General features: G+C 42.3%; 18 protein-coding genes and 1 pseudogene. 11 read left to right on the top strand and 8 right to left on the bottom strand.

The features are described 5' to 3' along the window. Nucleotides 1-155: 155 nt before the first annotated feature. From LC586_RS16685 to LC586_RS16675, 3 genes are read right to left on the bottom strand one after another with little or no spacing between them, the layout of a single operon-like run. Nucleotides 156-1,256 (bottom strand): ABC transporter ATP-binding protein, encoded by a 1,101-nt coding sequence (locus tag LC586_RS16685; RefSeq protein ID WP_229485882.1) that lies wholly within the window; start codon nucleotides 1,254-1,256, stop codon nucleotides 156-158. A gap of 8 nt (nucleotides 1,257-1,264) precedes the next feature. Next, nucleotides 1,265-2,149, bottom strand: coding sequence for a carbohydrate ABC transporter permease (locus LC586_RS16680; protein WP_229485881.1), 885 nt, complete (start codon nucleotides 2,147-2,149; stop codon nucleotides 1,265-1,267). A 3-nt stretch (nucleotides 2,150-2,152) separates the two neighbouring features. After that, nucleotides 2,153-3,064, bottom strand: a complete 912-nt coding sequence (locus LC586_RS16675; protein ID WP_229485880.1) for a carbohydrate ABC transporter permease — start codon at nucleotides 3,062-3,064, stop codon at nucleotides 2,153-2,155. Nucleotides 3,065-3,133: 69 nt separating this feature from the next. On the opposite strand from LC586_RS16675, the gene LC586_RS16670 reads away from it, so the two are divergent. Beyond that, nucleotides 3,134-3,418 (top strand): hypothetical protein, encoded by a 285-nt coding sequence (locus LC586_RS16670; protein ID WP_229485879.1) that lies wholly within the window; start codon nucleotides 3,134-3,136, stop codon nucleotides 3,416-3,418. Here LC586_RS16670 and LC586_RS16665 read toward each other — a convergent pair. Then, on the bottom strand, nucleotides 3,408-4,775 hold the full coding sequence (locus LC586_RS16665) for an ABC transporter substrate-binding protein (RefSeq protein ID WP_229485878.1): 1,368 nt from the start codon (nucleotides 4,773-4,775) through the stop codon (nucleotides 3,408-3,410). The two genes, LC586_RS16670 and LC586_RS16665, sit on opposite strands and share 11 nt — an antisense overlap. Nucleotides 4,776-5,168: 393 nt before the next feature. On the opposite strand from LC586_RS16665, the pseudogene LC586_RS16660 reads away from it, so the two are divergent. Next, a pseudogene (locus LC586_RS16660) lies at nucleotides 5,169-5,355 on the top strand (ISAs1 family transposase); the annotation flags it as partial. A 353-nt stretch (nucleotides 5,356-5,708) separates the two neighbouring features. Next, on the top strand, nucleotides 5,709-6,911 hold the full coding sequence (locus LC586_RS16655) for an AAA family ATPase (protein WP_229485877.1): 1,203 nt from the start codon (nucleotides 5,709-5,711) through the stop codon (nucleotides 6,909-6,911). Here the strand turns inward: LC586_RS16655 and LC586_RS16650 are convergent. The 3 genes from LC586_RS16650 to LC586_RS16640 form a co-directional block, all read right to left on the bottom strand. Further along, a complete protein-coding gene (locus LC586_RS16650) occupies nucleotides 6,892-7,029 on the bottom strand; it encodes a hypothetical protein (RefSeq protein ID WP_229485876.1) in 138 nt (45 codons plus the stop codon). The two genes, LC586_RS16655 and LC586_RS16650, sit on opposite strands and share 20 nt — an antisense overlap. 35 nt (nucleotides 7,030-7,064) lie before the next feature. Next, nucleotides 7,065-8,006 carry a response regulator transcription factor gene (locus LC586_RS16645; RefSeq protein WP_438822910.1) on the bottom strand — a complete coding sequence of 314 codons (942 nt, stop codon included), beginning with the start codon at nucleotides 8,004-8,006 and terminating at the stop codon, nucleotides 7,065-7,067. A gap of 140 nt (nucleotides 8,007-8,146) precedes the next feature. Further along, nucleotides 8,147-10,126, bottom strand: coding sequence for a scytonemin biosynthesis sensor histidine kinase (locus LC586_RS16640; RefSeq protein ID WP_229485874.1), 1,980 nt, complete (start codon nucleotides 10,124-10,126; stop codon nucleotides 8,147-8,149). 1,732 nt (nucleotides 10,127-11,858) lie between these two features. On the opposite strand from LC586_RS16640, the gene scyA reads away from it, so the two are divergent. The 6 genes from scyA (at nucleotide 11,859) to scyF (ending at nucleotide 20,504) form a co-directional block, all read left to right on the top strand. Then, entirely contained in the window at nucleotides 11,859-13,745 is a 1,887-nt protein-coding gene (scyA, locus tag LC586_RS16635) for a scytonemin biosynthesis protein ScyA (RefSeq protein WP_229485873.1), read from the top strand. 271 nt (nucleotides 13,746-14,016) lie between these two features. Beyond that, nucleotides 14,017-15,078: a tryptophan dehydrogenase ScyB gene (gene scyB / locus LC586_RS16630; RefSeq protein ID WP_229485872.1), complete on the top strand. Its 1,062-nt coding sequence runs from the start codon at nucleotides 14,017-14,019 to the stop codon at nucleotides 15,076-15,078. Nucleotides 15,079-15,103: 25 nt separating this feature from the next. Further along, nucleotides 15,104-16,075: a scytonemin biosynthesis cyclase/decarboxylase ScyC gene (gene scyC / locus LC586_RS16625; RefSeq protein WP_229485871.1), complete on the top strand. Its 972-nt coding sequence runs from the start codon at nucleotides 15,104-15,106 to the stop codon at nucleotides 16,073-16,075. 63 nt (nucleotides 16,076-16,138) lie between these two features. Next, entirely contained in the window at nucleotides 16,139-17,419 is a 1,281-nt protein-coding gene (locus LC586_RS16620; protein WP_229485902.1) for a ScyD/ScyE family protein, read from the top strand. A 339-nt stretch (nucleotides 17,420-17,758) separates the two neighbouring features. Beyond that, nucleotides 17,759-19,144 (top strand): ScyD/ScyE family protein, encoded by a 1,386-nt coding sequence (locus LC586_RS16615; RefSeq protein ID WP_229485870.1) that lies wholly within the window; start codon nucleotides 17,759-17,761, stop codon nucleotides 19,142-19,144. Nucleotides 19,145-19,316: 172 nt separating this feature from the next. Then, on the top strand, nucleotides 19,317-20,504 hold the full coding sequence (gene scyF / locus LC586_RS16610; protein ID WP_229485869.1) for a scytonemin biosynthesis PEP-CTERM protein ScyF: 1,188 nt from the start codon (nucleotides 19,317-19,319) through the stop codon (nucleotides 20,502-20,504). Between the two features lie 204 nt (nucleotides 20,505-20,708). Here the strand turns inward: scyF and LC586_RS16605 are convergent, their stop codons facing one another. After that, on the bottom strand, nucleotides 20,709-21,062 hold the full coding sequence (locus LC586_RS16605; protein ID WP_229485868.1) for a hypothetical protein: 354 nt from the start codon (nucleotides 21,060-21,062) through the stop codon (nucleotides 20,709-20,711). A gap of 208 nt (nucleotides 21,063-21,270) precedes the next feature. Here LC586_RS16605 and LC586_RS16600 point away from each other — a divergent pair, with 208 nt between their 5' ends. Next, nucleotides 21,271-22,623: a glycosyltransferase family 4 protein gene (locus tag LC586_RS16600; RefSeq protein ID WP_229485867.1), complete on the top strand. Its 1,353-nt coding sequence runs from the start codon at nucleotides 21,271-21,273 to the stop codon at nucleotides 22,621-22,623. Between the two features lie 13 nt (nucleotides 22,624-22,636). Then, nucleotides 22,637-23,716 carry a bifunctional chorismate mutase/prephenate dehydrogenase gene (gene tyrA / locus LC586_RS16595; RefSeq protein WP_229485866.1) on the top strand — a complete coding sequence of 360 codons (1,080 nt, stop codon included), beginning with the start codon at nucleotides 22,637-22,639 and terminating at the stop codon, nucleotides 23,714-23,716. Nucleotides 23,717-23,720 lie beyond the last annotated feature (4 nt).

The following is a 23,720-nucleotide window of genomic DNA, read 5'->3' as shown; positions in this document are numbered from 1 at the left end:
TTCAGTTAAGCTTTTTTTCTCCCCCTGCTTCCTCTGCCTCCCCTGCTCCCCCTGCCTGCCTTAACAGATAAATTTGCTTAACTGAACCGTATTGCGCTCAGGACAGGCTCAAGGCAAGTCGCTCAGTGTTAACTTTTGACTTCCGTCTCGCGGTACTAGCTCCTGACACCTAACATTTGTCTCCTAACAAGAGCATGGCCAGATTGAACATCAAACCAGTGAATATCCTCAGGGGGCAATGCTAATGTAATATCCTCGCCACTCCAATTTTGGTCTGTTGGCAACAAAGCACGTACCGTAATTGCTCCGGTTTGTGAACCCTCAATCCTGACACTGACTAAATAGTGCATACCCAAGTTTTCCACTAAAAATACTCGCCCTTGGATAGTTTGGGTATCACCTGGTTGAGCAATGCGGACATCTTCTGGGCGGATTCCCAGAACAATCTGCGGTGGTACTGTTGGTATATCTGGAAGAAGCACTTGGAAGTTACCCACGATCGCATATTGTCCCTTACAAGGTAAAGTTAGCAAATTCATTTGCGGACTACCAACAAATCCAGCCACAAATAGATTAGCTGGATGGTTATAGATGCACTCAGGTGGGTCAAGTTGCTGGACATATCCATCGTTGAGCAATGCAACTTTCGTGGAGAGCGTCATCGCTTCGGTTTGGTCGTGGGTGACGTAGACAACTGGCACTTTTTGTGCTGCAAAAATTTGCTTGATATCGGCTCGGACTCTTTCCCGCAGTAGTGCATCCAGGTTACTTAAAGGTTCATCCAGCAGGTATACATCAGCATTACGCACCAAAGCACGACCGACAGCAACCCGTTGCCGTTGACCTCCAGACATTTGACCAGGCTTGCGGTTCATTAACTCTGCTAATCCTAAAATTTCTGCCACTTCTGCCACTCGCTGTTTAATTTCTGTAGGTGGTACTTTTTTCAGCTTGAGTCCAGAAGCGAGGTTTTCGTACACTGTCATGTGAGGATAGAGTGCATAGCTTTGAAATACCATTGCAATGTTGCGATCGCTTGCTCGTTTATAGGTGACATCCACCTCCCCAATCTTGATCTGACCGCGAGTAGGTTCTTCAAGACCCGCAATCATTCTTAGGACGGTAGATTTGCCACAGCCGGAAGGGCCAAGTAAAGTGAGAAACTCATGGTTATCTACAGTTAAACTAACGTCTTTGACAGGGATGACTTTAGGATTATAGGTTTTATTCAAGTTTTTGAGTTCGAGTTTAGCCATTTTGATTTCTATCCTTTTACAGCACCAGCGGTAAGACCTTGGACAATCCGGCGCTGGAAAAACAAAACTAGTAAAATTAAGGGTAATGTCCCAACGACAGTAGCAGCAGCGATCGGCCCGTAGGGAATTTCATATATTGTCGCACCACCCAACTGAGCAGCAGCAACGGGAATTGTCTTCAACTCTTCACGGGTCATAAACGTTAGAGCGAAAATAAACTCGTTCCAAGCAAAAATAAATGTGAGGATTCCAGTAGTCACTAAGGCGGGAAGGGTCATGGGCAGCACGATTTGCCATAGTAGTTGAAAGGTGTTATAGCCATCGACCCTAGCGGAATCTTCCAAGTCTTTTGGCAATTGTTGAAAAAAGCTTCTAAGTACTAAAATTGTTAGCGGCAAATTGATGGCAGTATAGGGTATAATCAGCGCCAGATAATTGTTGCCGAGTTTAAGCGCTTGGATAATTTCTAACAATCCTAAGAACAAAAGAATTCCAGGAAATAAGGTAACAATTAGAACGCCGCCGAGGATAACTCGTTCACCCCAAGGGCGTAACCGTGCGAGGGCATAAGCCGCAGGTGCGCCGATCGCTAAAGATACAGCTGTGGAAGTAATCGATACAAAGGCACTGTTGAAGATGTAGCGCCAAAATGGGCGACGGGTGAATAACTCAATGTAGTGATTGAAAGTGAATCGCGTGGGAAAATAGACAGTAGGAACGGCGGCAATATCCTCATTGACTTTAAACGAGGTCAGCAATTGCCATAAGGCTGGCGCTAGGCTGAATATCACCACTAATACAACTATTATGGGCAGCAAGATTTTTTTCAGAGAAAACTTGGTTTCTCCTTTTCGTTTTGGAGTCGTTGGAACTGCTTGTGGAGTTACACTCATGAGTTAAATGGCTCCTGATGTTTTGGCACGGTATTTGTTAAGCAAGAAACTAGCGATCGCCACCGCCGCAATCAATATTAAAAATGTCACCACTACAAGGGCTGCTCCATAACCAAAATCTAAGTAGCGCATCACCGTGGAGTAAATGTATAATGACACCACTTCCGTAGCGCCACCAGGGCCACCCCCGGTCATCACAGCAATCAAGTCGAAAATCCCAAAAGCTTGAGCAAACCGAAATAGCACTGCAATTAAGATTTGCGGCAGCAGCAGTGGCAAAGTAATATTGCGGAAGCTTTGCCAAGCAGTTGCCCCATCGACTGAGTAAGCTTCATAGAGGTCTTGTGATATCGACTGCAAACCAGCTAGCAACAGAATACTGATAAACGGCGTAGTTTTCCAAACATCAGCAAAAACCACTGCTATCATCGCCAGCGTTGGATCTCCTAACCAGTTAATCCCAGTTTCAATCAGCCCCAACCGCTGCAGAATATCGTTGACAACCCCAAACTGGTCGTTAAAAATCCAAGCCCACGCCAGACCAATCAGAGAAGTAGGCAAAGCCCAAGGTATAATCGCCGTTGTACGCACTATGCCCCGCCCAAAAAACGCCTGGTTGAGAACTAGGGCAACCCCCAGTCCTAGCAGTAGTTCTGAGATTACGGATGCTGTTGTGAACACCGTTGTCGTCCACAAACTCTGCCAAAAACGACCATCCCCCGCCATCCGCACATAATTTTCCAAACCAGAGAATACAGGTTGTAGCTCTGTTCCCAGATTTCTAGTAAATACGCTTAACCAAAATGCTCGTAAAATTGGGTAGGCAAATACAAACAACAGTAGCAGCAATGCGGGTGTTAATAAGATCCAGGCTGTCTGTTGTTCTCGACTTCTGAGTGGATGTAAATTTGTCATTAGTCATTAGTCATTAGTCATTTGTCATTGGTCATTGGTCATTGGTCATAAGGCATTGAGAATTGGGCATTGGGGATTTTGAACTCTGTTAATGAGTCTTTGAACTCCGTTAATGAGTCTTTGAGGTGGATGAATGAGCCTTTGAACTCCATTAATGAGTCTTTGAGGTGGATTAATGAGCCTTTGAACTCCATTAATGAGTCTTTGAGGTGGATGAATGAGTCTTTGAACTCCGTTAATGAGTCTTTGAGGTGGATGAATGAGTCTTTGAACTCCGTTAATGAGTCTTTGAGGTGGATGAATGAGTATCCGAGGTGGATGAACAAGTCTTTAAGCCAATGCTTTAACTTCTAACTCCCCCTGCCCCCTGCCCCCTGGTCACTGAGCGCAGCCGAAGTGTGCCCCCTGCCCCCAGCAGTCGCCGCGTTTCAGCAGCAGCAGCTTGCATTGCTCGTTCAGGATTCATCCGACCGGATAATGCGGCGCTGAGATAACGCTGCAAAATATCTGATGTCTGAGCATATTGCGCGATCGGCGGACGTAAAACTGCATTGTCCACGACCTCAAATAACTGCGGATAGTGGGGGTATTTAGCAACAATCTCTGGGTCTGTAAACAAATCCCGGCGACTTGGCACATAGCCTGCACTGAAAATAAATCGGCGCTGTGCTTCTCGACTGGTAAAATACTGAATTGCTTTCCAAGCTTCTTCAGGATGTTGAGAAGATTTAGCAATCCCTAAACCCCAGCCCCCTAAACAAGCCGCTCCCGTCTTACCAGGAGCATGAACCATCGGTTTAATCGCAATTTTGCCCCGGATTGGCGAATTTTCTGCCTGGGCTAAAGGCCACGCATAGGGCCAACTGCGTAAAAATGCTACTTGACCACTTTGAAACAAGCGCCGGGTATCTTCTTCTTGGTAGGTTGTGACTCCAGGAGGAGAAACGCCCTCCCTAACGGTACTACGCAGAAACTCAATAGCTCGTAATGTTTCTGGTCGATCTAGTCCAACTTCGAGGGTGTCGGGATTAACCCAGAAGCCACCAAAGCCATCGAGAACTTCTGCAAACATCGCCACAAGTCCTTCATATTGGCGACCCTGCCAAACATAGCCCCAATTCACCTGCTTTTTCTTTTGCAAGACTTGGGAAATTCGGATCAAATCATCAAAGGTTTCTGGCGGTTTCAATCCTGCTTGTTTGATTAAATCTTCTCGGTAGTAGAGCATTCCCACGTCGGAACGCACTGGAATGCGGTACAGTTTGTCTTGGTAACGTCCCCCTTCTACATCCTGGGATGAAAATGCTCCTAACTCCTCTTTAGAAATGCGATCGCCTAAAGGTAGCAACCATCCAGCAGCAGCAAACTTGGATGTCCAAATGACATCCATATTAATCAGGTCATAAGGGGATTCACCCAAGATAAAAGATGAGGTGTACAGGTCTTCGAGCAAATTTGTGGCATTCGGCCCTTCAACTAGGTTAATGCGAATACCTGGGTTCTCGACCTCGAAGTCTCTAATTAAACCCTGCCTCCAAGGTTCGGCATCAGGGGCAGTCATTAACAGATTGAGGATAACTGGTTGCTGCGAGAGTGCTACCCAACTGAACAATATGATGCTCAACAGAGTTGCCAGGAAAACCCCTATATGTAAATAACTCTGTTTTTGGATGAATTTTTGCAACTTGTTTATTGGCTTTCGGTACAACATTATTAATGTAGCGATCGCTAGTGGTAATTATTAAAAAATCAAAACAGAAAATCTCTGAAAAAATTTAATTATTTTATATTATTTTTTTATCAGAATCCTATGATTAATAAACAAGCAAGTCAATAAACTTAACACCAAGTTGGCTTCAAAATAAACAATTTGATTGTAAATAAGCGTAACTTTTGCTAACAACCCGTAAATATACAGTAGCCCATTTAAGGAAAAAAACTGTTTAATTAGACAGTTAAAGACTACCACTATAGATGTAAATTAGTTTCTTTTTAATTGATTAAGCAACCTTCTAAAGGTAGAGTTAGTTAGAAGAGGAAGAGAGAGCAATGCCAGGGCAGACGCATCTAAATATTGAAAAAGAGACAAGGTAGCTCTTAGCAAAAAATAACTGAGGGTGAAGTTATTGCTATAGATGGAAAAACCTTATCTTATGTGGTTATTATGATACAACTAGCAACCAAAGTGAAATCCAAATGGTAAGTGCCTGGGCAACTAGAAATAGATTGGTGCTGGGACAGGTGAAAGCGAATGAAAATCGAATGAAATAACAGCGATTCCAGAAATTTTATAGGTATTAAAGTTCTCTGTAATTATGGTAATAATTAATACTGTATTTTATTAATTTACGTAAATAATATTAGTCTTCATCTAGAGATGGATAAATGGCGCAGTTACATCAAGAACTAAAAGTAAGTTCCCACTTAGCAATTGCTTTGCCAAAAAAGTTGACGTAAGTAGTTGTTTTGTAATATACTATATTACATATAGAATGAGTTAGATTAAAAAGGTTTCCTAGCCAGTACAGCACGGTGAAAATAAAATTACCATTTGTACGCAATTAGTTAATATTATGAGAACAATTTTTCAAAATCTCATAGTTAACACAAAATAACTCGATTAACGCTGTATAACTAAACAAATATGGATTTTGACTATTTTAGAAGTAATGAAGGTACTCCTACAAATAATACCCGCCAGAGCTTGCTTGCTAGCGGTTGGCGACCGTTTAACCGAGAATTAGACTGGGGGTTTTTGTGGCAACTGTTGTATAGTGACTCCCGCGAATTAACTCAAAAAAGTTTGAATTTAGCGAGTAATGTTGCTGATGTTTTGGGACGAAATAATTATGCTTGGTGGGCTAATTTACTAAATGTTGTATCTGATAATACCCGCTACGAAGTTGAAAAGTTTTGGAATTACATCACGCCAGATCCTCAATCACCAGATCATCGCTACAAAGATGTTTTGAGTACGGAAACGCCCATCGTCCAATTTGTCAGTCGTAGTAGCATTCCCATTGATTATGTTCTTAATCGACTGCAAGAAATTACTGTATTGCGAGTTTTAGGAGTGTTGGGTAATCCCGACATTATTACCCAGTATTACTCAGAAAGAGATTTTTATTTTCCTATAGATAAATTTGTTAGCTGGGAACGTTTAGACGTGATCAATACTGTTTATGCTTACTGGGCGAAGCATGACGTTTGGTTACAAATTGATCCCTACGATCGCGGGCGACGACAATATACTTTAATGGCGAAAAATATCGCGCCACTAATTAACAAAGCTACTTACGACTTAGCAGTTATGCTGAGTGGATATCAAAGTCGTGTAGGCAAAGTTCACAGTCAATTTAACATTCGCACATTTCCAGCAGATATCCAAAACTTTACTGATTCTGTACAACAAGCGATTCTGAATCAAAACCAGTTAGCGGTTGTTGTACATGGGCAACCAGGTACAGGTAAAACAGTTTGGACACAGGCAGTAGCAAAAGAAATTCTTGTACCTTTAGGGTATGTAATTTTTATTTTAGATCATGATGCGATCGCTAACTTTGTCCCACCAACTTACATAGAACGTATCTGTATCGTTATTAACGAAGCTGATAATCTAGCGCAAAATCGTGCTTCCGAGGTAGCGCAATACAATAACAAAACCGAACACATTCTGAGTTTGCTGGATGGCACTTTGTATCAGAGTGTAATTGATGAGTCTGGTATTCAGATGCAGCAACGCTTAGTTGTCTTGATGACTTGCAACACTACTGAAAGATTAGACCCAGCCATGTTACGTAAGGGCAGGGTGGATTTAATATATGAGTTTACGCAACTATTTGTTTGAAGACGGTAGCATGAATACTGCCCACTGTCCCCTGCCTTTCTTGTTGAACTACACTACTCGCCACTCCCGTTCGGCTACGCTCACGGCAAGCCCACTCCCTACTCCCCGTCTTAGTCATAATCTAAATACCTAAAAATTGCTGTATTTATGCTTTCAGCAATTTTGCCAAAGTTTTACTTGTTTTTGTGACACAAGTTGATGCTCTTTGCGCCAAGCCTGGGGAGGTAAACCGTGATGTTGGCGAAACTGGCGGGAGAAATGAGACACATCTTGATAGCCCAATGCTTTCGCTATCTTCTCGACTGTCTGATCATTATTTTGGAGTAGAAAACGAGCTCCCGCCATCCGGCGTTTGACAATCCAGCAGTTTACAGTCTCGCCTGTCTGCTTTGCTACTCGGTTAGTTAAGTAAGCAGGTGAGTAACCAACAGCAACAGCCACATCACACAAAGTAATTCCTTGATGATAATGGGCTTCGATAAAGTCGAAAACTTCTTTTAATTGGGGAATGTAGGGAAAAATTGACTTATGAGGCATCATGATTTCTGTATCAGGGGCTTCTCTACCAGAGGCTGACGCTCCTAACGTCGCTACCGCTTTGCTATCACCAACGCCAACGCCAACGCTAACACCTTCAGCGATCGCTGTAGTATTATCTGCAAATACTGATTGTGGAGCTTTCTCCAATTTCATAGCCCACCAGTATTGAAGAGTAGCTTGCTTTTGCAAGCGAATAGCGATCGCTCTGAGTAATTCATCTAGTGTAGAGGGTTTGGTAAGATAGTCGTCTGCTCCTAATTCCATAGCTTTGCGAACATCTGCTTTGGTACTACTGCCAGTCAGAAAAATGAAAGGAATAATTGCTGTAACAGGATCTTGGCGTAGCGTAGTTAAAACGCTATAACCATCCATATCAGGCATTGTGATATCGCAAATTACTAAATCGGGTATATGCTCTTGTGCTTGTTGGATACCAGCAAGACCGTTGTCAGCACCTATCGTATCAAAACCTTTAGCCTCAAGACCCTTTAAGTAAAGATTGCGGGTAACGTTATCATCTTCAATAACGAGAATTTTCTTTGGTGATTCATGCATAATTTTTATGACCATAACTTTTTACAGAAGCTGCTTACTATACTCTTTGGTGAGTATATAAATAGGCATGAGATTAATTGCTTTCTTCCGAGAGTTATGATTGTTAAGCTGTTAATTAAGAATTCTCCTAATTTCAACATTCATAACTCGGAACGACTAAACTCTGATTTGATTAATGGCAACATCACAGTAAATGTAGTGCCCACATCAACTTGACTTTCTACAGAGACTTGACCGTGATGTAAATCTACAAGAGTTTTAAGAATTGATAGCCCTAATCCAGTACCAGGTATACTATCAATATTAGTACCACGGTAAAATGGCTCAAATATTCGTTGTTGATCTGTTACTGGAATACCGATTCCTCTATCTTTGACCTGAAAAATTACTTTCTCATTTTTGCAAGAAAGTTTCAAATCAATTGCAATGTGCGAGGGAGAATACTTTATTGCATTGTCGAGTAAATTTTTCAAAATCGGCTCTAACAGTTTTTTATCTATGCAGGCTGTTAAAGAGTTATGTTGACTTACAAAATTAATCGGAATTTGGCTAACGCTCATCTGCATTTGGGCAACTAAATCATTACAGAACCCAACTAACTCCAGTGGTTTTGGTTCACAGTTTATTTTTGCTGCTTCTGCCTTAGAAAAGAACAAAATATCATCCAACATCTGACTGAGTTGTTCGGTAGCTTTTTCAATGTGATCTAGTAGTGGTTGTATTTTCTTCTGTGTACGTTTGTCTACTTCTTCCTTTAGTAAGCTGTTAGAAAATGAAACAATATTCAGTGGTGTACGGAATTGATGGCAAACCATAGAAAGAAAACGCGCTCTCAGTTCGCTAAGTTGTTTTGCTTGTTCTAAAGCTTGGTTAAGACCTAATTCTGCATATTTGTAATCGGTAATATCGATGCCTGCAATCATTTCTACTGGTTTTCCACCAAAATCCAGCCCTCCATCCAGCATTGCAACCGCGCAAGCTAGCCAGCGCTCCGTACCGTTTTTTGTCAGAATATTCATTTCCTGATATTCAAAGTTAGCTGCTTCACCCTGCTTACGTATCTGCCTGCCTTTTTTGCTTTTAATCAGTCTGCGAATATCAAAGCCTGTTAGCAGTTCTTCTTTTGTGTAGCCAGTGAGTTCCTCTACTGCTGGATTTATATAGCAAAGCCGCGCACCTTGAATCAGAAAAGTGCTAGTATCTGTTGTTTCTGCTAAAGTCCGAAATCTAGCTGCATTCAGCCGTAATGCTTCTTCAGTTCGTTTCGATTCAGTAATGTCCCAAATACTCCACACTCTACCAATAATTTTGCTATCGAGCCACTGAGGTTTAGAGTAGTGTGCAAAAACTCTTCCATCGTTCAATTCCAGAATGTCGTAGCTCTCGAAATCAGATTGGCTAGATACTTCCCAAATCAGCCGACTAAAGGCTTGGGGATCTTTAAGTTGATTCTCAAAAAAGTCTTTGCATCGAGGACATTTCTTAGATAGTATTAGGGACTCTGGGATCTGCCACATGTCCACAAATTTCTGATTCAAGCTCAGAATATCTCCCTCAAAGTTAACTGCAACAATACCAATGGCAGTAGATTCGAGAGTAGAACGAAGTAAAGAAAGAGATGTTTCTAGTTCTACTTCTTTTGCCTTGAGTTGAGAAAATTCCTGTTGCAAATTGTCTTTGGCATCCCTTAATTCATCAGTCCACTTTTGCACGCTCAGTTCTACTATTTCATCACTTATCTCACGAGCAAAAGCACAGCCAAATTCCATATTTTGTTGTTTTACATGGCTAATGGATATTTCTACCAGAAATATCCGACCTCTTTTTGTCCGGTAGCGAGATTTAAAGGTAAGGGAATTCTGGGAGCTAATATCTGACCAATTGTGCAGAGAAAAATCTACATCTATATCATGCAACCTCATGGAAAGTAATTCCTCACGGGAATACTCAGTCATTCGGCAAGTGGCATCGTTGACGTAGAGAAACTGTGCGTTTTCTCCTAAACAGAACGCAGCATCTACAGCGTGATTTATTAGGAAGTGAGCAAACTTCATCTCTACTTCTGGTTGTAGCACCCATTGATTGTTTGATCTAGCTAATGTATAATCGCCAGAATTCATATTCCTACTTCCTCCTGGTAATCAATCAGTACCATAGCCATTAATGAGTTAATAGTCATAACTTACTAAAATCTTTGGCGCACCGCTAGGCTGTTCAAAAATAAGATTAGTTAGTAAATTAAAAAATATTACTAATCCTGTTAATAAAACTTATCATACCAATAAAAAATGAATTATTAAACCAAATCTCACTAAAAAAAACTAAATATTTTAAAGTTTATTCTTGCTGTCCCAAGCAGCTTTTTATAGTTACACAAAATATAGACGAATCAAGTCCAGATTAGTCAATAAAGCTTATTAGATAAGAGTTGAAAACTCCTAATCAATCTATAAGTAGAAAAAATAAATATTTGACATTTAAACTAGCCCTGCACCACAGCCAACTTAGATTTATGGTTCACCAACCAAGCGCTTTGACGAACTATTGGTGTAGAGTCGTTTGATTCTCAACATAAATGAATTTGCAGTGTTGGGCTTGGCTTCAATGAAAAAATTTTACTCCTCAACTTATTTTTCTTAAATTATCTTAACTTACTCTTTCAGGGATTTAACTACAAAAGAATATACTTAGTCATCCGTCCTCAGAAATACATTTGTATTAGAGAGATCACAGTTACTTTACGTGTATTTCGGCTTTATTTGTTATATATAAAACATTTTTATTCATAGTGTACGGTATTTATGCTAAAGTATACGTCAGAAATAATCAGTTTTATCAAAAAATCACCTACTTAATATTTAGCCATCTCTCTAAGGAAAGACAAAAGTTAAATAATTATGTATTTTTCGTTACAAAGAATTGCATCAATAAGTTCTTAGTGGCAATATAAAGACCGCCAAACTCTTGTAATTATGCTCGTGCTTTAATTCGGATAATTTGTAACGGCGAGTTCAATAGTGAATAATCGAGCTTTATTCTCGACTGTTGACTGCTTCCGGGTGAGACTGGAAAACTAGGATTTACGCACAAGATATCCCCCAAACCCTTTCAAAACAGGACTTTTAAGGTTCTCCCGGTTGTAGAAAGTGGCGTAGGTTACGGGAAATCTAGAAGCAAAAGAATTGACAACCAGATCAAAAGATTTTCTATTGTAAATTTGGAAATGTGTTTTTACAGCGATGCCTACGGCGGGCTACGCCTACGCAATGTATCAATCTTTCTGAATGACTAACTTGGAAATGTCGCAATTACGATAAAAGCGAAAGAATTGACAGCCTCATCAAAAGATTTTTCATTGCAAATAGGTTTTGATCATAGTATCCATCACCCAGTAAGCACATCCCCAAGAGGCTGATTAATTAGAGCAGCGTTATTAAACTTAACTATATTGAGTTTTGTAAAGTTTATGATAAGCGCTTGAATTAAGGTTATTTGCTGGTTTATAGCCCTTTATATGGTTTAGTTTTTCCCCGCCAACCTAGTTAAGCACTGTAATCATGATAGTAAAAACGAAAGATTTGACACCCTCATCAAAGAATATTTGATTGCACAACAGTCTTTATGTCCCTTATTCTGGTCACAAGAAGCACAGTATTGATTGCTGTATGCTTTTGGTAAAAATTTTTGGTAGTGCGATCACTTGCATCAATCAGCAGCGATTAACCGTTTCTATGAACGACCAAGCTAGGTCATAGCTGTGAAAGCAACAAAGTCGTTTGTATTAAATATTGCCATCACTGTGATTGTAAACTAGAAAGCCTTTGTGTAATTTTATGTAATTGCGTGAAACTAATGAGTCAAAACTATACTGGTTCAAACTCTCCTCTCATCACTACTGAGCCATACAAGGAATTTCCAGCAAACAGATATGTAGAATCTGTGTCTGACATTTCTCGTCAGGTTGATGAATCGGAGAATAACGGTGGAATTGAGCCTTTTTTAAACGACGAAACACCCCCAACGCTCTCAGTTGCCGATGCGATCGCTCAGATGTTGGTAAATTTGGGAGTAAGCTACGCTTTTGGTGTCGCAGGTGGTGCGATGGCAAGCCTTTGGGGTGCGCTGTCAAATAGCAGCATCGACGTGTTGAACTTCCGCCATGAAGCAGGAGCAGCATTTGCAGCGACCGAAGCATACTTTGCCAATAACCGCCCTACTGTAGTTTTTACCACAGCAGGGCCGGGGATCACAAATGCCCTCACCGGGTTATTTGCGGCTCGTGGTGAAGGTGCAAAGGTGATTTTGCTGTCGGCTTGCACCTCAGCACCGCAGCGTGGACGTTGGGCAATTCAAGAAACCAGCACTTACACATTGCCCAGTGGGGGAATTTTTACCCCAGGAGCCTTATTCAACTATGCAATCACTATTGAATCTGCGGCTCAACTACCGCAGATTTTCCGCAAACTTGCTTTGGCTATGGCGCAACCAGGCGGATTTGTCGCTCATTTGAGCATTCCCACCGCAGTGCAGACAAGTTTAGTTGAGAATATATCCTTGCCTCAACTAGATGTTACTCCGTTTCCGATGACTGCTTCAAAACAAGCGATCGCTAAATCTGTAGAGTTATTATCATCTGGCCCTTTTGCCATCTGGGTTGGTTTCGGTGCGCGTGATGCAGCAGAGGAAATCATTGAACTCGCTGAAAGAACGGGAGCAGCCGTCATGTGCTCACCCCGTGCTAAAGGTATCTTCCCTGAAGATCATCCCCAGTTTGTGGGTGTCACAGGTTTAGGTGGTCATGCTTCCGTCTTAACTTATATGGAACAGCAACCTCCACTACGCACACTCGTATTAGGAACCCGCCTTGGTGAACCGACTTCCTTCTGGAGTTCGGCGCTAGTTCCAAAAGGAGGTTTTGTCCATGTAGATATTGATCCCGAAGTACCGGGTGTAGCCTATCCACACGTTGAAACTTTCGGAGTTCGGTCTGACATCAAAGCTTTTGTGGAAGAGTTGTTGCAGCAATTACCAGATGCTCCTGATTCCACAACTTTGTCCCTACCTCGTCCAGAACACAAAGCAATTGAACCTGCACCAGAGGTAGATTATCCAGTGCGGCCAGAAGTATTGATGGCAGCAATTCAAAAGATAATTGTTGAAGATACCGATGCCGTAGTAATGGCGGAATGTGGTAACTCGTTTACTTGGTCAACTCATCTACTCCAATTTTCCGAAGCCAATCGTTACCGAGTCAGCACCGGAGTTGGCGCAATGGGTCACGCCGTCACAGGAGTATTGGGTGCAGCGCTGGCGAACAATAGCAAGGCTGTAGGGATTGTTGGCGATGGAGCAATGCTGATGAATAACGAAATCAGCACAGCCGTGAAATACAAAATTCCCGCAATCTGGATTGTACTCAACGATGCGCGTTACAACATGTGCCATCAAGGGATGAAAATCTTGGGATTAAAGGGCGCAGATGCAACACTTCCACCAACAAACTTCGCCATGATTGCTCGTGGTATGGGAGCAGAAGCGGTTGTAGTCCTCAGAGAATCAGATATCGAATCAGCATTAAAACAAGCGATCGCATCAAATGTTCCCTTTCTAATCGATGTAGTGATTGACGCTGATCGACCAGCACCCTCTGGTGGACGTAATAAAAGTTTAGCAGCACAAGGAGTTAAATCAAGTTCGGCTAAAAATCCAGCCAAACAAGTTTCATTTCCAATGGTTTAACTTTAAAACCTGACAATTTCTTTCAATTGTTATAGACACTAAAACATCTCAACTATTCAGCAAAAGACAAAGGATGAATTTAAAAGTGGTAAAAACTTTATTCCAGCCAAAAAACTATACCCAATCAACTGGAATTTTTGCTTTTTAGAACATTACGCTTCTTTACTTCATCCTATCTTAATATTCCAGAGCGTTTTTGTGTCTATATCTTTACATTTTGTAATGCAAATTACTTTCTCTAACCAATTCCAAACAATATCGAGAGGTGAAAATGCTGCTATTTGAAACTGTTAGAGAAATGGGTCACGAACAAGTTCTCTTCTGTCATGGTAAAAATCCCGAAATTAAGGCGATTATTGCTATCCATGACACGACCTTGGGCCCAGCGATGGGAGCTACAAGACTCTTGCCTTATGTCAACGAAGAAGCTGCTTTAAAAGATGCACTTCGTCTGAGTCGTGGGATGACATATAAAGCTGCATGTGCCAACATCCCGGCTGGTGGCGGGAAAGCAGTCATTATCGCTAATCCTGAAAATAAAACAGATGATCTGTTAAGAGCTTACGGACGTTTTGTTGATAGTTTGAATGGGCGTTTTATTACCGGACAAGATGTCAATATTACCCCCGGCGATGTGCGGACAATCAGCCAAGAAACAAAACATGTTGTTGGGGTATCAGAAAAATCTGGTGGCCCTGCTCCCATAACATCACTAGGAGTTTTTCTAGGAATTAAAGCTGCTGTAGAGTCTCGTTGGCAAAGCAAAAGACTTGATGGCATGAAAGTTGCAGTTCAAGGTTTAGGAAATGTAGGTAAAAACCTCTGCCGCCACTTACATGAGCATGATGTCAAACTTTTTGTTAGCGATGTAGATCCAGTAAAAGCGGAAGAAGCAAAACGGCTTTTTGGCGCAACTATTGTCGAACCCGCCGAAATTTACTCTCTTGATGTAGACATATTTGCTCCCTGCGCTTTAGGAGGAATTCTTAATAGTCATACAATTCCTTTCTTAAAAGCTTCCATTATTGCTGGTGCAGCTAATAATCAATTGGAGAATGAGCAACTACATAGTCAAATGCTTGCCAAAAAAGGGATTCTTTACAGCCCTGATTATGTAATTAATGCTGGAGGGTTAATCAACGTTTACAACGAAATGATTGGCTATGACGAAGAAAAAGCTTTTAAGCAAGTGCATAACATTTATGACACACTACTAGCAATTTTTGATATTTCTAAACAGCAGGGAGTTACTACCAACGATGCTGCTAAACGATTGGCAGAAGACCGGATTCAGAGCGGTAAACGAAACAGGACTAAAGCGATCGCAGCTTAATTGTTATTATCTTAAGGAGTAAAAAGTGGAAAAGAATACCTTTGCAACATCAGCTTACATTGCTACTTCACCAGAGAGCGCCTTTGAGTATCTTTGTAGTTTAAAAAACTTAGACGAATGGACGCTTTATAGCCGGATGAAAGAGCAAATTGACGAAGATACCTGGCTCGGAACTGCGTCTGGTTATCACAAAAACCTCTATTATCATGTTAAAAAATTAGAAAATCCGCTTTTCTACGGCATTGAGTGGCACTGCGGATTAGAGTATCAGAAATATTTTCAGGTTTACCCTGTTTTGTTATTTCCCACCGACTACATCGAGCCGGGAACAGATGAAAAAGGCGTATACTTTCATTGGTTGAGCTTTGTCGATCCAAAACGGCAAACTCAGATGATTATGCAGGGAATTCACACGGTACATACTTCGGAGTGTCGTTCTCTCAAAGGTAATTTGGAACGCAAGGCTGGTCTGACCTCAGCAGCCAAAGGTAGCCACTTTATCGATACTGACACAATCTATGTTGATGCCCCAATTGAAATCGGCATTGAATACTTAAAAGACTTAAAAAACGTAGATGAGTGGGCACATCTACTGCGACCAAATGGTGATATTACCTCTGATTCCGGTGAATTCAAAGATGAATATGACCAGAAAGTAAAAGTTTCCGTCCGGGTTCATAGTCTGAGCAAATACTACTTGCTTGAACAAGAACATTTTTATCCAGACTACGAATATTATCAGCGTTCTGTAGCGTTACTCATCCCAACCGCTTATGCATTCGCTGACCCCGAAGCTTCAGGTTTCATCCTGCATCGAATCACATTCTGGAAAACAGATGGAACCGTCACCCACGGCAAACTTCAAATTGAAGACTTTGGCGCTGAGAGCATGAACATCAAACGTTTACTCGAAGCCAAAGCTGGAAACCTCAAATCATTTGACCGGGGAATGAGCTATCTACCAAAAACTCCAGAATCACTAGCCATTGGTCATTAGTCATTGGTCATTGGTCATTGGTCAACTAACAAATGACAAATGACAAATGACAATGGACAAAATATGAAACTGAAACAACTTACCATTACTATCCTCACTTTTTGTGTTGCCGCTTTTTCTGGAATCAAAGCTGCCTCAGCTGCATCCTTTTCAGTAATCGCCGACGGTCTATATAACGCCGGAGGTCTGAGCTTTAGCCCTGATGGTAATCTCTATGTTACAGAGGCGGGAATAGGGGGAAGTGGAGGTTGTGTTCCACCAGCAAGCGGTCAAGGTGATTCCTTATGCTATGGCACAAGTGGGGCAGTTACCAAAATTGAGAATGGTAAAACCGAACGCATACTTACAGGACTTTCTTCCTTAGCATTACCAGATGGTACTGGAGCCGCCGGGCCTCGTGATATCAAATTTGATGCTCAAGGTAAACCTTATATTCTAATTGGGTATGGCGCTAATCCAGCCTTTCGCGATCGCAATTTAGGTAACACTGACCTCGGTAAAATCATCGCTCCCGACTTTAATACCAATTCCTGGGCGAGTATTGCCGATTTAGCTAACTATGAACTCGCCAATAATCCCGATAGTGGTGATGTCGGTAGCAATCCCTTGGGTTTTGTCATAGATGGCAACAATTTAGTTGCAGTTGATGCCGGTGCAAACGACTTACTCAGTGTTAATACTGGTGGCAGTAATTTGCAGGCGATAGTTGCGTTTCCCCAAGACATATTAGCTAATCCCGTCTTTCCACCCTCCGGTACACCATCTAATGAACCAGCACAGGTTCCATCTCAAGGTGAAGTGGTGCGATCGCAGTTTGCAACTCAACCAGTACCTTCCAGTGTGACCAAAGGCCCTGATGGCGCTTATTATGTCAGCCAATTTACTGGTTTTCCTTTCCCTGAAGGTGGGGCAAAAATCTATCGAGTCGGCGCTGATGGAAAACCAACAGTCTATGCAGATGGTTTTACCCAACTCACAGACTTGGAATTTGATACTGAGGGCAATTTATATGCTTTGCAGTACGCCAATCAGTCAGCCTGGAAGGGTGATTTTGATGGTTCTGTCATCAAAATAGCTACCGATGGGACACGCACAACTCTTATCAGTGGGAATGGATTAGAGTCGCCTAGCGCCTTGACTATTGGTGCTGATGGTGCAGTATACGTCACAAACCGAGGCGATCGCCCTGGACTTGGACAAGTTCTCAGAATTGAAAATATCAAATCTGTCCCTGAACCGAGTTCTGCTTTAGGCATATTAGCGATCGGTGCATTGGGCGTTGCTTGGTTGCACAAGAAGAGAGCTACCCAACCACTCATAGATAAAGTTGTGGCGCTCAAGTAAAGAGTTTCAAACCAATATCAGTAAACCAAAAAGTTTTTAGAAGGCAAGACAAGCGGACATTTCAGTTAAATGCAGGGATACCACAAAACAACCGATTAGTGAGCATTTCAGCTGATGCCACTAGCAACATACAGGTGATAGCTGTTAAACCAATGCTTTTTACCTGCTTCTTTATAAGGGCTGGAATTTTTATTTTTACGTTCGTTTTTAAAGTTTGTGGTTTACTGAATATCAGTGCCTCTCAAAAAGGGGATTTCCCCTGCATTTCTTAAAGACTGAGATTCGTTGTCTTTAAAGCCATAAAAATTTCCACTTATTTAATTCTCAATCTCCAAAGGTATGAAACTCAAGTCATTTGCTCTTACATCTGTTACATTTTGTTTTGCTGCTATTTGTGGAATACCATCTGTACAAGCTGCAACGCTAACGACAATTGTCGATGGAGTCAGTAATGCACGGGCTGTTAGCTTTGGCCCTGACGGCAGTCTCTACGTAGCAGAGCCAGGTATCGGAGGAAATGGAAATTGCCAACCATCTCCGAGTACCCTGTTTCAGCCTATCTGTGCTGGTAATAGTGGTTCGCTGGTCAAAGTTGCATCAGATGGCACCAAACAGCGTCTATTCAATAACTTTGAATCTATAGCAGAGCAACCTACTGGCAACCAAGGGGCTGGTATTCAAGACATACAATTCGACTCTCAGGGGAATGCTTATCTTCTAACTGGGTTTGCTGGTTATCCAGGAAATCGTGATCTAGAATCACTTAACCTTGGTGCTAATTTCCCGATCCCAGACCAGCAACTTATTACTTTCCCGCCATCTACACCCGATAAAGTACTGAATACCCCGCTTTTAGCACAGCTTTTCAAAGCTGACTTGAATACCGGAAAGCTGGAAAGTATTTTCGACTTCGGCAAATATGAAATCACTAATAACCCAGACGGTGGGGATGTAGTTACCAACCCCTTTGATTTGACCGTTAGTGGCGATACTGCTTATGTCGTTGACGGTGGTGGAAACGCCGCCTACAAAATCAAACTTGACGGAAGTGAGTTTGAGGCAATTGGAATTCCCAAGAAAGTCCTTAGTGCTTCAAAATTGCCACCTTTACCACCAGGGCAAGAATTGCCTCCAGGGTTAATAGATATACTTCCAGGAGGAAACATAGCAATTCAAGCAGTACCTACAGGTGGCACAATTGGCCCCGATGGAGCCTTGTACGTTGCCGAATATTCAGGTTTTCCATATCCAGAAAATGAATCGCGGATCTTCCGCATCGGCGAGGATGGGAACCCAGAAGTTTTTCTGGATGGGTTTACGCAAATCACTGACTTAACCTTTGATGATCAAGGCAATTTGCTGGTGTTACAGTTCGGCGACGACTCCCAGTTGAAGGGTGACTTGCGGTTCCTTCCTGGTTCTCTAATCAAAGTTGCTCCTGATCTAACTCGTACAATCCTGGTTGCTGCGGGTGAAGGGCTGGAATCGTCTGCTGGAATCGATATTGGCCCTGACGGGCAAATATACATCACCAAACGCGGTGTTGGGCCAGAACTAGGGTCGGTTGTTCGGGTGGATGGTATCGTTACAGAAAGAGTCCCCGAACCTACTTCAATACTTGGCTTATTAGCACTTGCTAGTGTAGGCGCAACTGGTGCGATCGCCAAGCGCAAACGCCAAGACAAGTTGGGTGAAGAGTTACTACCTAAAGCAGAGATAGTTTAATTCCTCATTACCTGGTGTCAGGTAATAGTTAGAGAATAGGCTGCTGCCTCACACAGAAAGTTGCATTTCAAACAGGAGGCAGCAGCCCGAATATTAGGGTTCCCGAACTGGGACTGGGAACAAAATTAGTCTAGGAAAGAGTATACACTCATATAACCAGGACTTCAAACTCATGGGATTATTCAAAAATTTGTCAATCGGCATTCTCGGTACTGGATTCATGGTGCTGGCAACAGCAGCCCAAGCCAAGGCTGTAACATTAACTTACGACAGAAGTATCGGCGAACCTGGCTTCGGCCCTGGGCAGCTTTTTGTCCCCCAAGGTATAGCGGTGGATAGCCAAGGGAATACCCTCATAGCTAACGGACGCGGTATTAACCCGGCGGATGGTACTCCTAACTACAACCTCGGTAACAAAATTGAAATATTTAATCCTAGCGGTCAGTATATTGGAGCAATTGGCTCCGGCGGCACAGGACCCGGACAGTTTGACGAGCCAACAACTGTAGACTTTAATCCCGTAACAGGGGATCTGTATTCAGGTGATGTTTACAACAACCGTATCAATCAATTCGATCCTCAGGGTAACTTTATTAGATCCTTTGCAAACGGAGATTTTACCCCTCGCGTAAATGATAGGATTTTCTTTGGCCCATCTGGTCTAACATTTGACAAAACTGGCAACGTTTACGTAGGTGATTTTAACGGCGAAAGGATCCTTAAATTCACACCAGACGGACAGCCAATTGGTGTCATTGGTGGTACTATTGGCACTGCACCTGGGGAATTCCAAGGTGTAGCAGGTGTAAGAATTTCCCCAGTTAGTGGAAATATCTTTGTCGCTGACCAGTATAACAACCGCGTTCAAGTACTCGATCCAAATGGTAACCCTCTGTTGGCATTTGGTTCAGCAGGTAGCGAACCTGGACAGTTTCTTCAGCCAATTGGCATCGAAGTGGACGAAGAAGAGAATATTTATGTAGCGGATTCTATCAACAGCCGCGTACAGGTGTTTGATAAAAACGGTAACTTCTTGACTTCCTTCGGTCAACCAGCCCTAGATGCATCAGGTAACCCTGTACCGCCTCCAGCATTAACTGGCCCTCCTTTTGGCAACCCCCTCGACCTCACTCCCGGCAGATTTAACTGGACGGGTGGCACAACCCTCAAAGATGGCAAGCTTTATGTGGGCGATTTCTTCCAAGGTCGCGTTCAAGTGTTAAATGTAGAGGGTAGAAAGCAAGTGCCAGAACCTAGTTCAGCATTGGGTTTAGCATTGCTCGGATTTGGGGCTGCTACTTTCACATTGCGGAAACGTGGACAACAAAAGCCAGTCTTCAGTTTAGAGAAAACGTTGTAAAAACAGTGCTGAGTCAAGACGGTTAGGTTAAGATCCCCCCGCCTACGGCGACCCCCTTAAAAAGGGGGTAAATAGGAGGAAAAGCCCCCCTTTTTAAGGGGGGTTGGGGGGATCTTCGAGAGCCAAATATACTAACCGAACCGTATTGAGTGCTGAGTTCTCATGCTTGAGTAGCAGTAAAGTGACCGAATCCGAGTTCAGAGGTCAAAGTTCCGAGTTCAGAGGTCGAAGTTCCGAGTTCAGAGGCTGAAGTTCCGAGTTCAGAGGTCGAAGTTCCGAGTTCAGAGGTCGAAGTTCCGAGTTCAGAGGTCGAAGTTCCGAGTTCAAAGGTCGAAGTTCCGAGTTCAGAGGTCGAAGTTCCGAGTTCAGAGGTCGAAGTTCCGAGTTCAAAGGCTGAAGTTCCGAGTTCAGAGGTCGAAGTTCCGAGTTCAGAGGCTGAAGTTCCGAGTTCAGAGGTCGAAGTTCCGAGTTCAGAGGTCGAAGTTCCGAGTTCAGAGGCTGAAGTTCCGAGTTCAAAGGCTGAAGTTCCGAGTTCAAAGGCTGAAGTGGATTAAACAAAATCTAAAACTTCTGTTTCGTGGGTGCGTTATGCCCTTGGCTAACGCACCATCTCAATAAATTCGGTGCTATACTCTCGGCGGTAACACATCCTACAAACTTTTCTACGAAAATTTCAGGTTATTAAATCCGGAACAAGGGAGATAAAAACTGGATAACACTAAATAAAGCCAACATTATCAAGGTGCTTTCAGGACATTAAGAGTTCATGCAAATTCTGATTTATTCATACAATTATTATCCAGAGCCAATTGGTATTGCACCTTTGATGACTGAACTAGCAGAAGGGCTGGTGAAGCGAGGGCATCAAGTGCGAGTAATCACAGGTATGCCTAACTATCCTCAGCGTCAGATTTACGATGGGTATCGAGGGAAGTTATACGTTACTGAACATAAAAATGGTGTCAAAATTCAGCGTAGTTACCTGCGAATTAAGTCTAAACCTAACCTTGTAGACAGGCTACTGCTAGAGTTGAGCTTTGTTTTTACGAGTTTGCCACAAGCGCTTAAGGGCGAACGACCTGATGTAATTCTTTTAACAGTGCCGCCGCTACTAGTTTGCTTACCTGCAACCTTAATAGCTTGGCTATACAACTGCCCAGTAGTGCTGAACGTGCAAGATATCCTGCCGGAAGCTGCTGTGCGTGTTGGGTTAATTAAGAATAAGTTGATGATTAATGCTCTGGAAGTTTTAGAAAAATTTGCCTACCGAACTGCACATACCATTAGCGTAATTGCCGACGGCTTTGTAGATAATCTAATAAATAAAGGTGTATCGGCTAAAAAAATTGCCTGCATTCCAAATTGGGTAAATCTAAATTTTATCCGCCCTTTACCGAAGGAGAATAACTCCTGGAGAGCTACCCATCAACTCGATGGTAAATTTGTAGTGCTTTATTCAGGTAATATTGCTCTGACGCAAGGTTTGGAGACAGTAATAGAAGCAGCATCTCGCTTGCGTCATATTAATGATATTGTCTTTGCGATCGCAGGTGAATCTCAAGCTCTCGAAAGGTTGCAAAAACATTGTCTTGCTTGTGGTGCAGATAACGTTTTGCTGCTACCCTTGCAACCGCGAGAAAAACTACCGCAAATGTTAGCAGCCGCAGATGTCGGGTTGATTGTACAAAAGCGCAATGTGATTTCCTTCAATATGCCTTCTAAAATACCACTGCTGTTAGCCAGTGGCCGCCCAATTGTCGGTTCAGTCCCAGCTGCGGGGACTGCTGCCAAAGCTATCAAAGAAAGTGGTGGCGGCATTATCGTTGAGCCAGAATCAGCAGATGCTTTAGCTGGGGCGGTGCTGGATTTATATAATCAGCCGGAATTAGCAGCACAATTAGGGCGCAAAGGGAGAAAGTTTGCCGTAGAAAACTATTCCTTTGAGCAAGCGCTAGATCGGTATGAAGACTTATTTTCGGATGCGATCGCCAAAAAAGCAACAAATTTGGATCTCTTGCCCGAATTGAGTTCTAAGGAATCACTTGTTGATCAAGATTTTTTAGTACATACCTCGCCCCATCTGCGCGTGGTATCTCAAAGACTAATGACTAATGACTAATAACTAATGACTAATGACAAATTTAGATCAGCTTAAAAAAACTGACCAAAGCTTGATCGCCCTACTTAGCGATCGCATATCATTATTAGCAGCATCAGAGCAACCTTCTTTAGATGAACAACTGGCTGATGTGGCTCCCCTACTCGCTCAAGCTGGTATTCCTGAGTCTGTTTGGGCAAGTCTAGTAAATAGTTGCTATGCTACTCTGATTCCTAAATCTGCAACAAATCATGTCAGTTCCCGACAAATTACCATCATCGGTGGACGCGGCAGGATGGGAAGATTATTTAAAGAGCAGCTTTCGCTTGTAGGTCACAATGTTAGCATTCTCGAACATGAAGATTGGGAATACGCAGATAAACTGTTAAGTCAGGCAGAATTAGTATTAGTAAGCGTTCCTATTGAACATACAGTTGATGTTATCAAGCGTGCAGCGAAATACCTTGGCTCAAATACAGCTTTGTGTGACATCACGAGCGTAAAAACTCAGCCAACTCAGGCGATGCTCGAACACCATTCCGGCCCAGTCATGGGTTTACATCCAATGTTTGGGCCAAATATCAAATCGTTTTTGGGACAAAAGGTGGTAGTGTGCCCAGGTCGAAATGATGATTCATTTCAGTGGTTATTAGACTTTCTCAAAAGTCAAGGTGGAGAATTAATTGTTTGCACGCCTGAAGAACACGATCAAATGATGGTGATTATTCAAGCAACGCAGCATTTTTGTAGATTTAGTCTTGGTGTTTTCTTAGCACAAGTAAAAGTGGATATAGAGCATAGCTTAACAATGTCAACACCTAACTATCGTCAAGAAATTGACATTGTTAAACGTTTGTTTTCCCAAAATCCTAATTTATGTGTTGATATTATGCTAGCTACAGAAGAACGGTGTAATGCAATTAGCTTTTTAGCTAAGACTTACAGCCGTTTAGCAAGACTGGTAGCAAGGAAAGATAGAGACGCACTAATTCAGGAATTTGAAATTACTCAAAGCTTTTTTGAAGAAAAAATCAACGTTTTTCTACAGCCTTTAAATACAACCGATCTCCAACGAGATTTTAAACCACAAATGCAAACAAATATTAGCATTTGAATAA

This window comes from Nostoc favosum CHAB5714, assembly GCF_020829495.1.
Classification (GTDB): domain Bacteria; phylum Cyanobacteriota; class Cyanobacteriia; order Cyanobacteriales; family Nostocaceae; genus Nostoc; species Nostoc favosum.
This window is presented reverse-complemented; position numbering and strand designations above follow the sequence as displayed.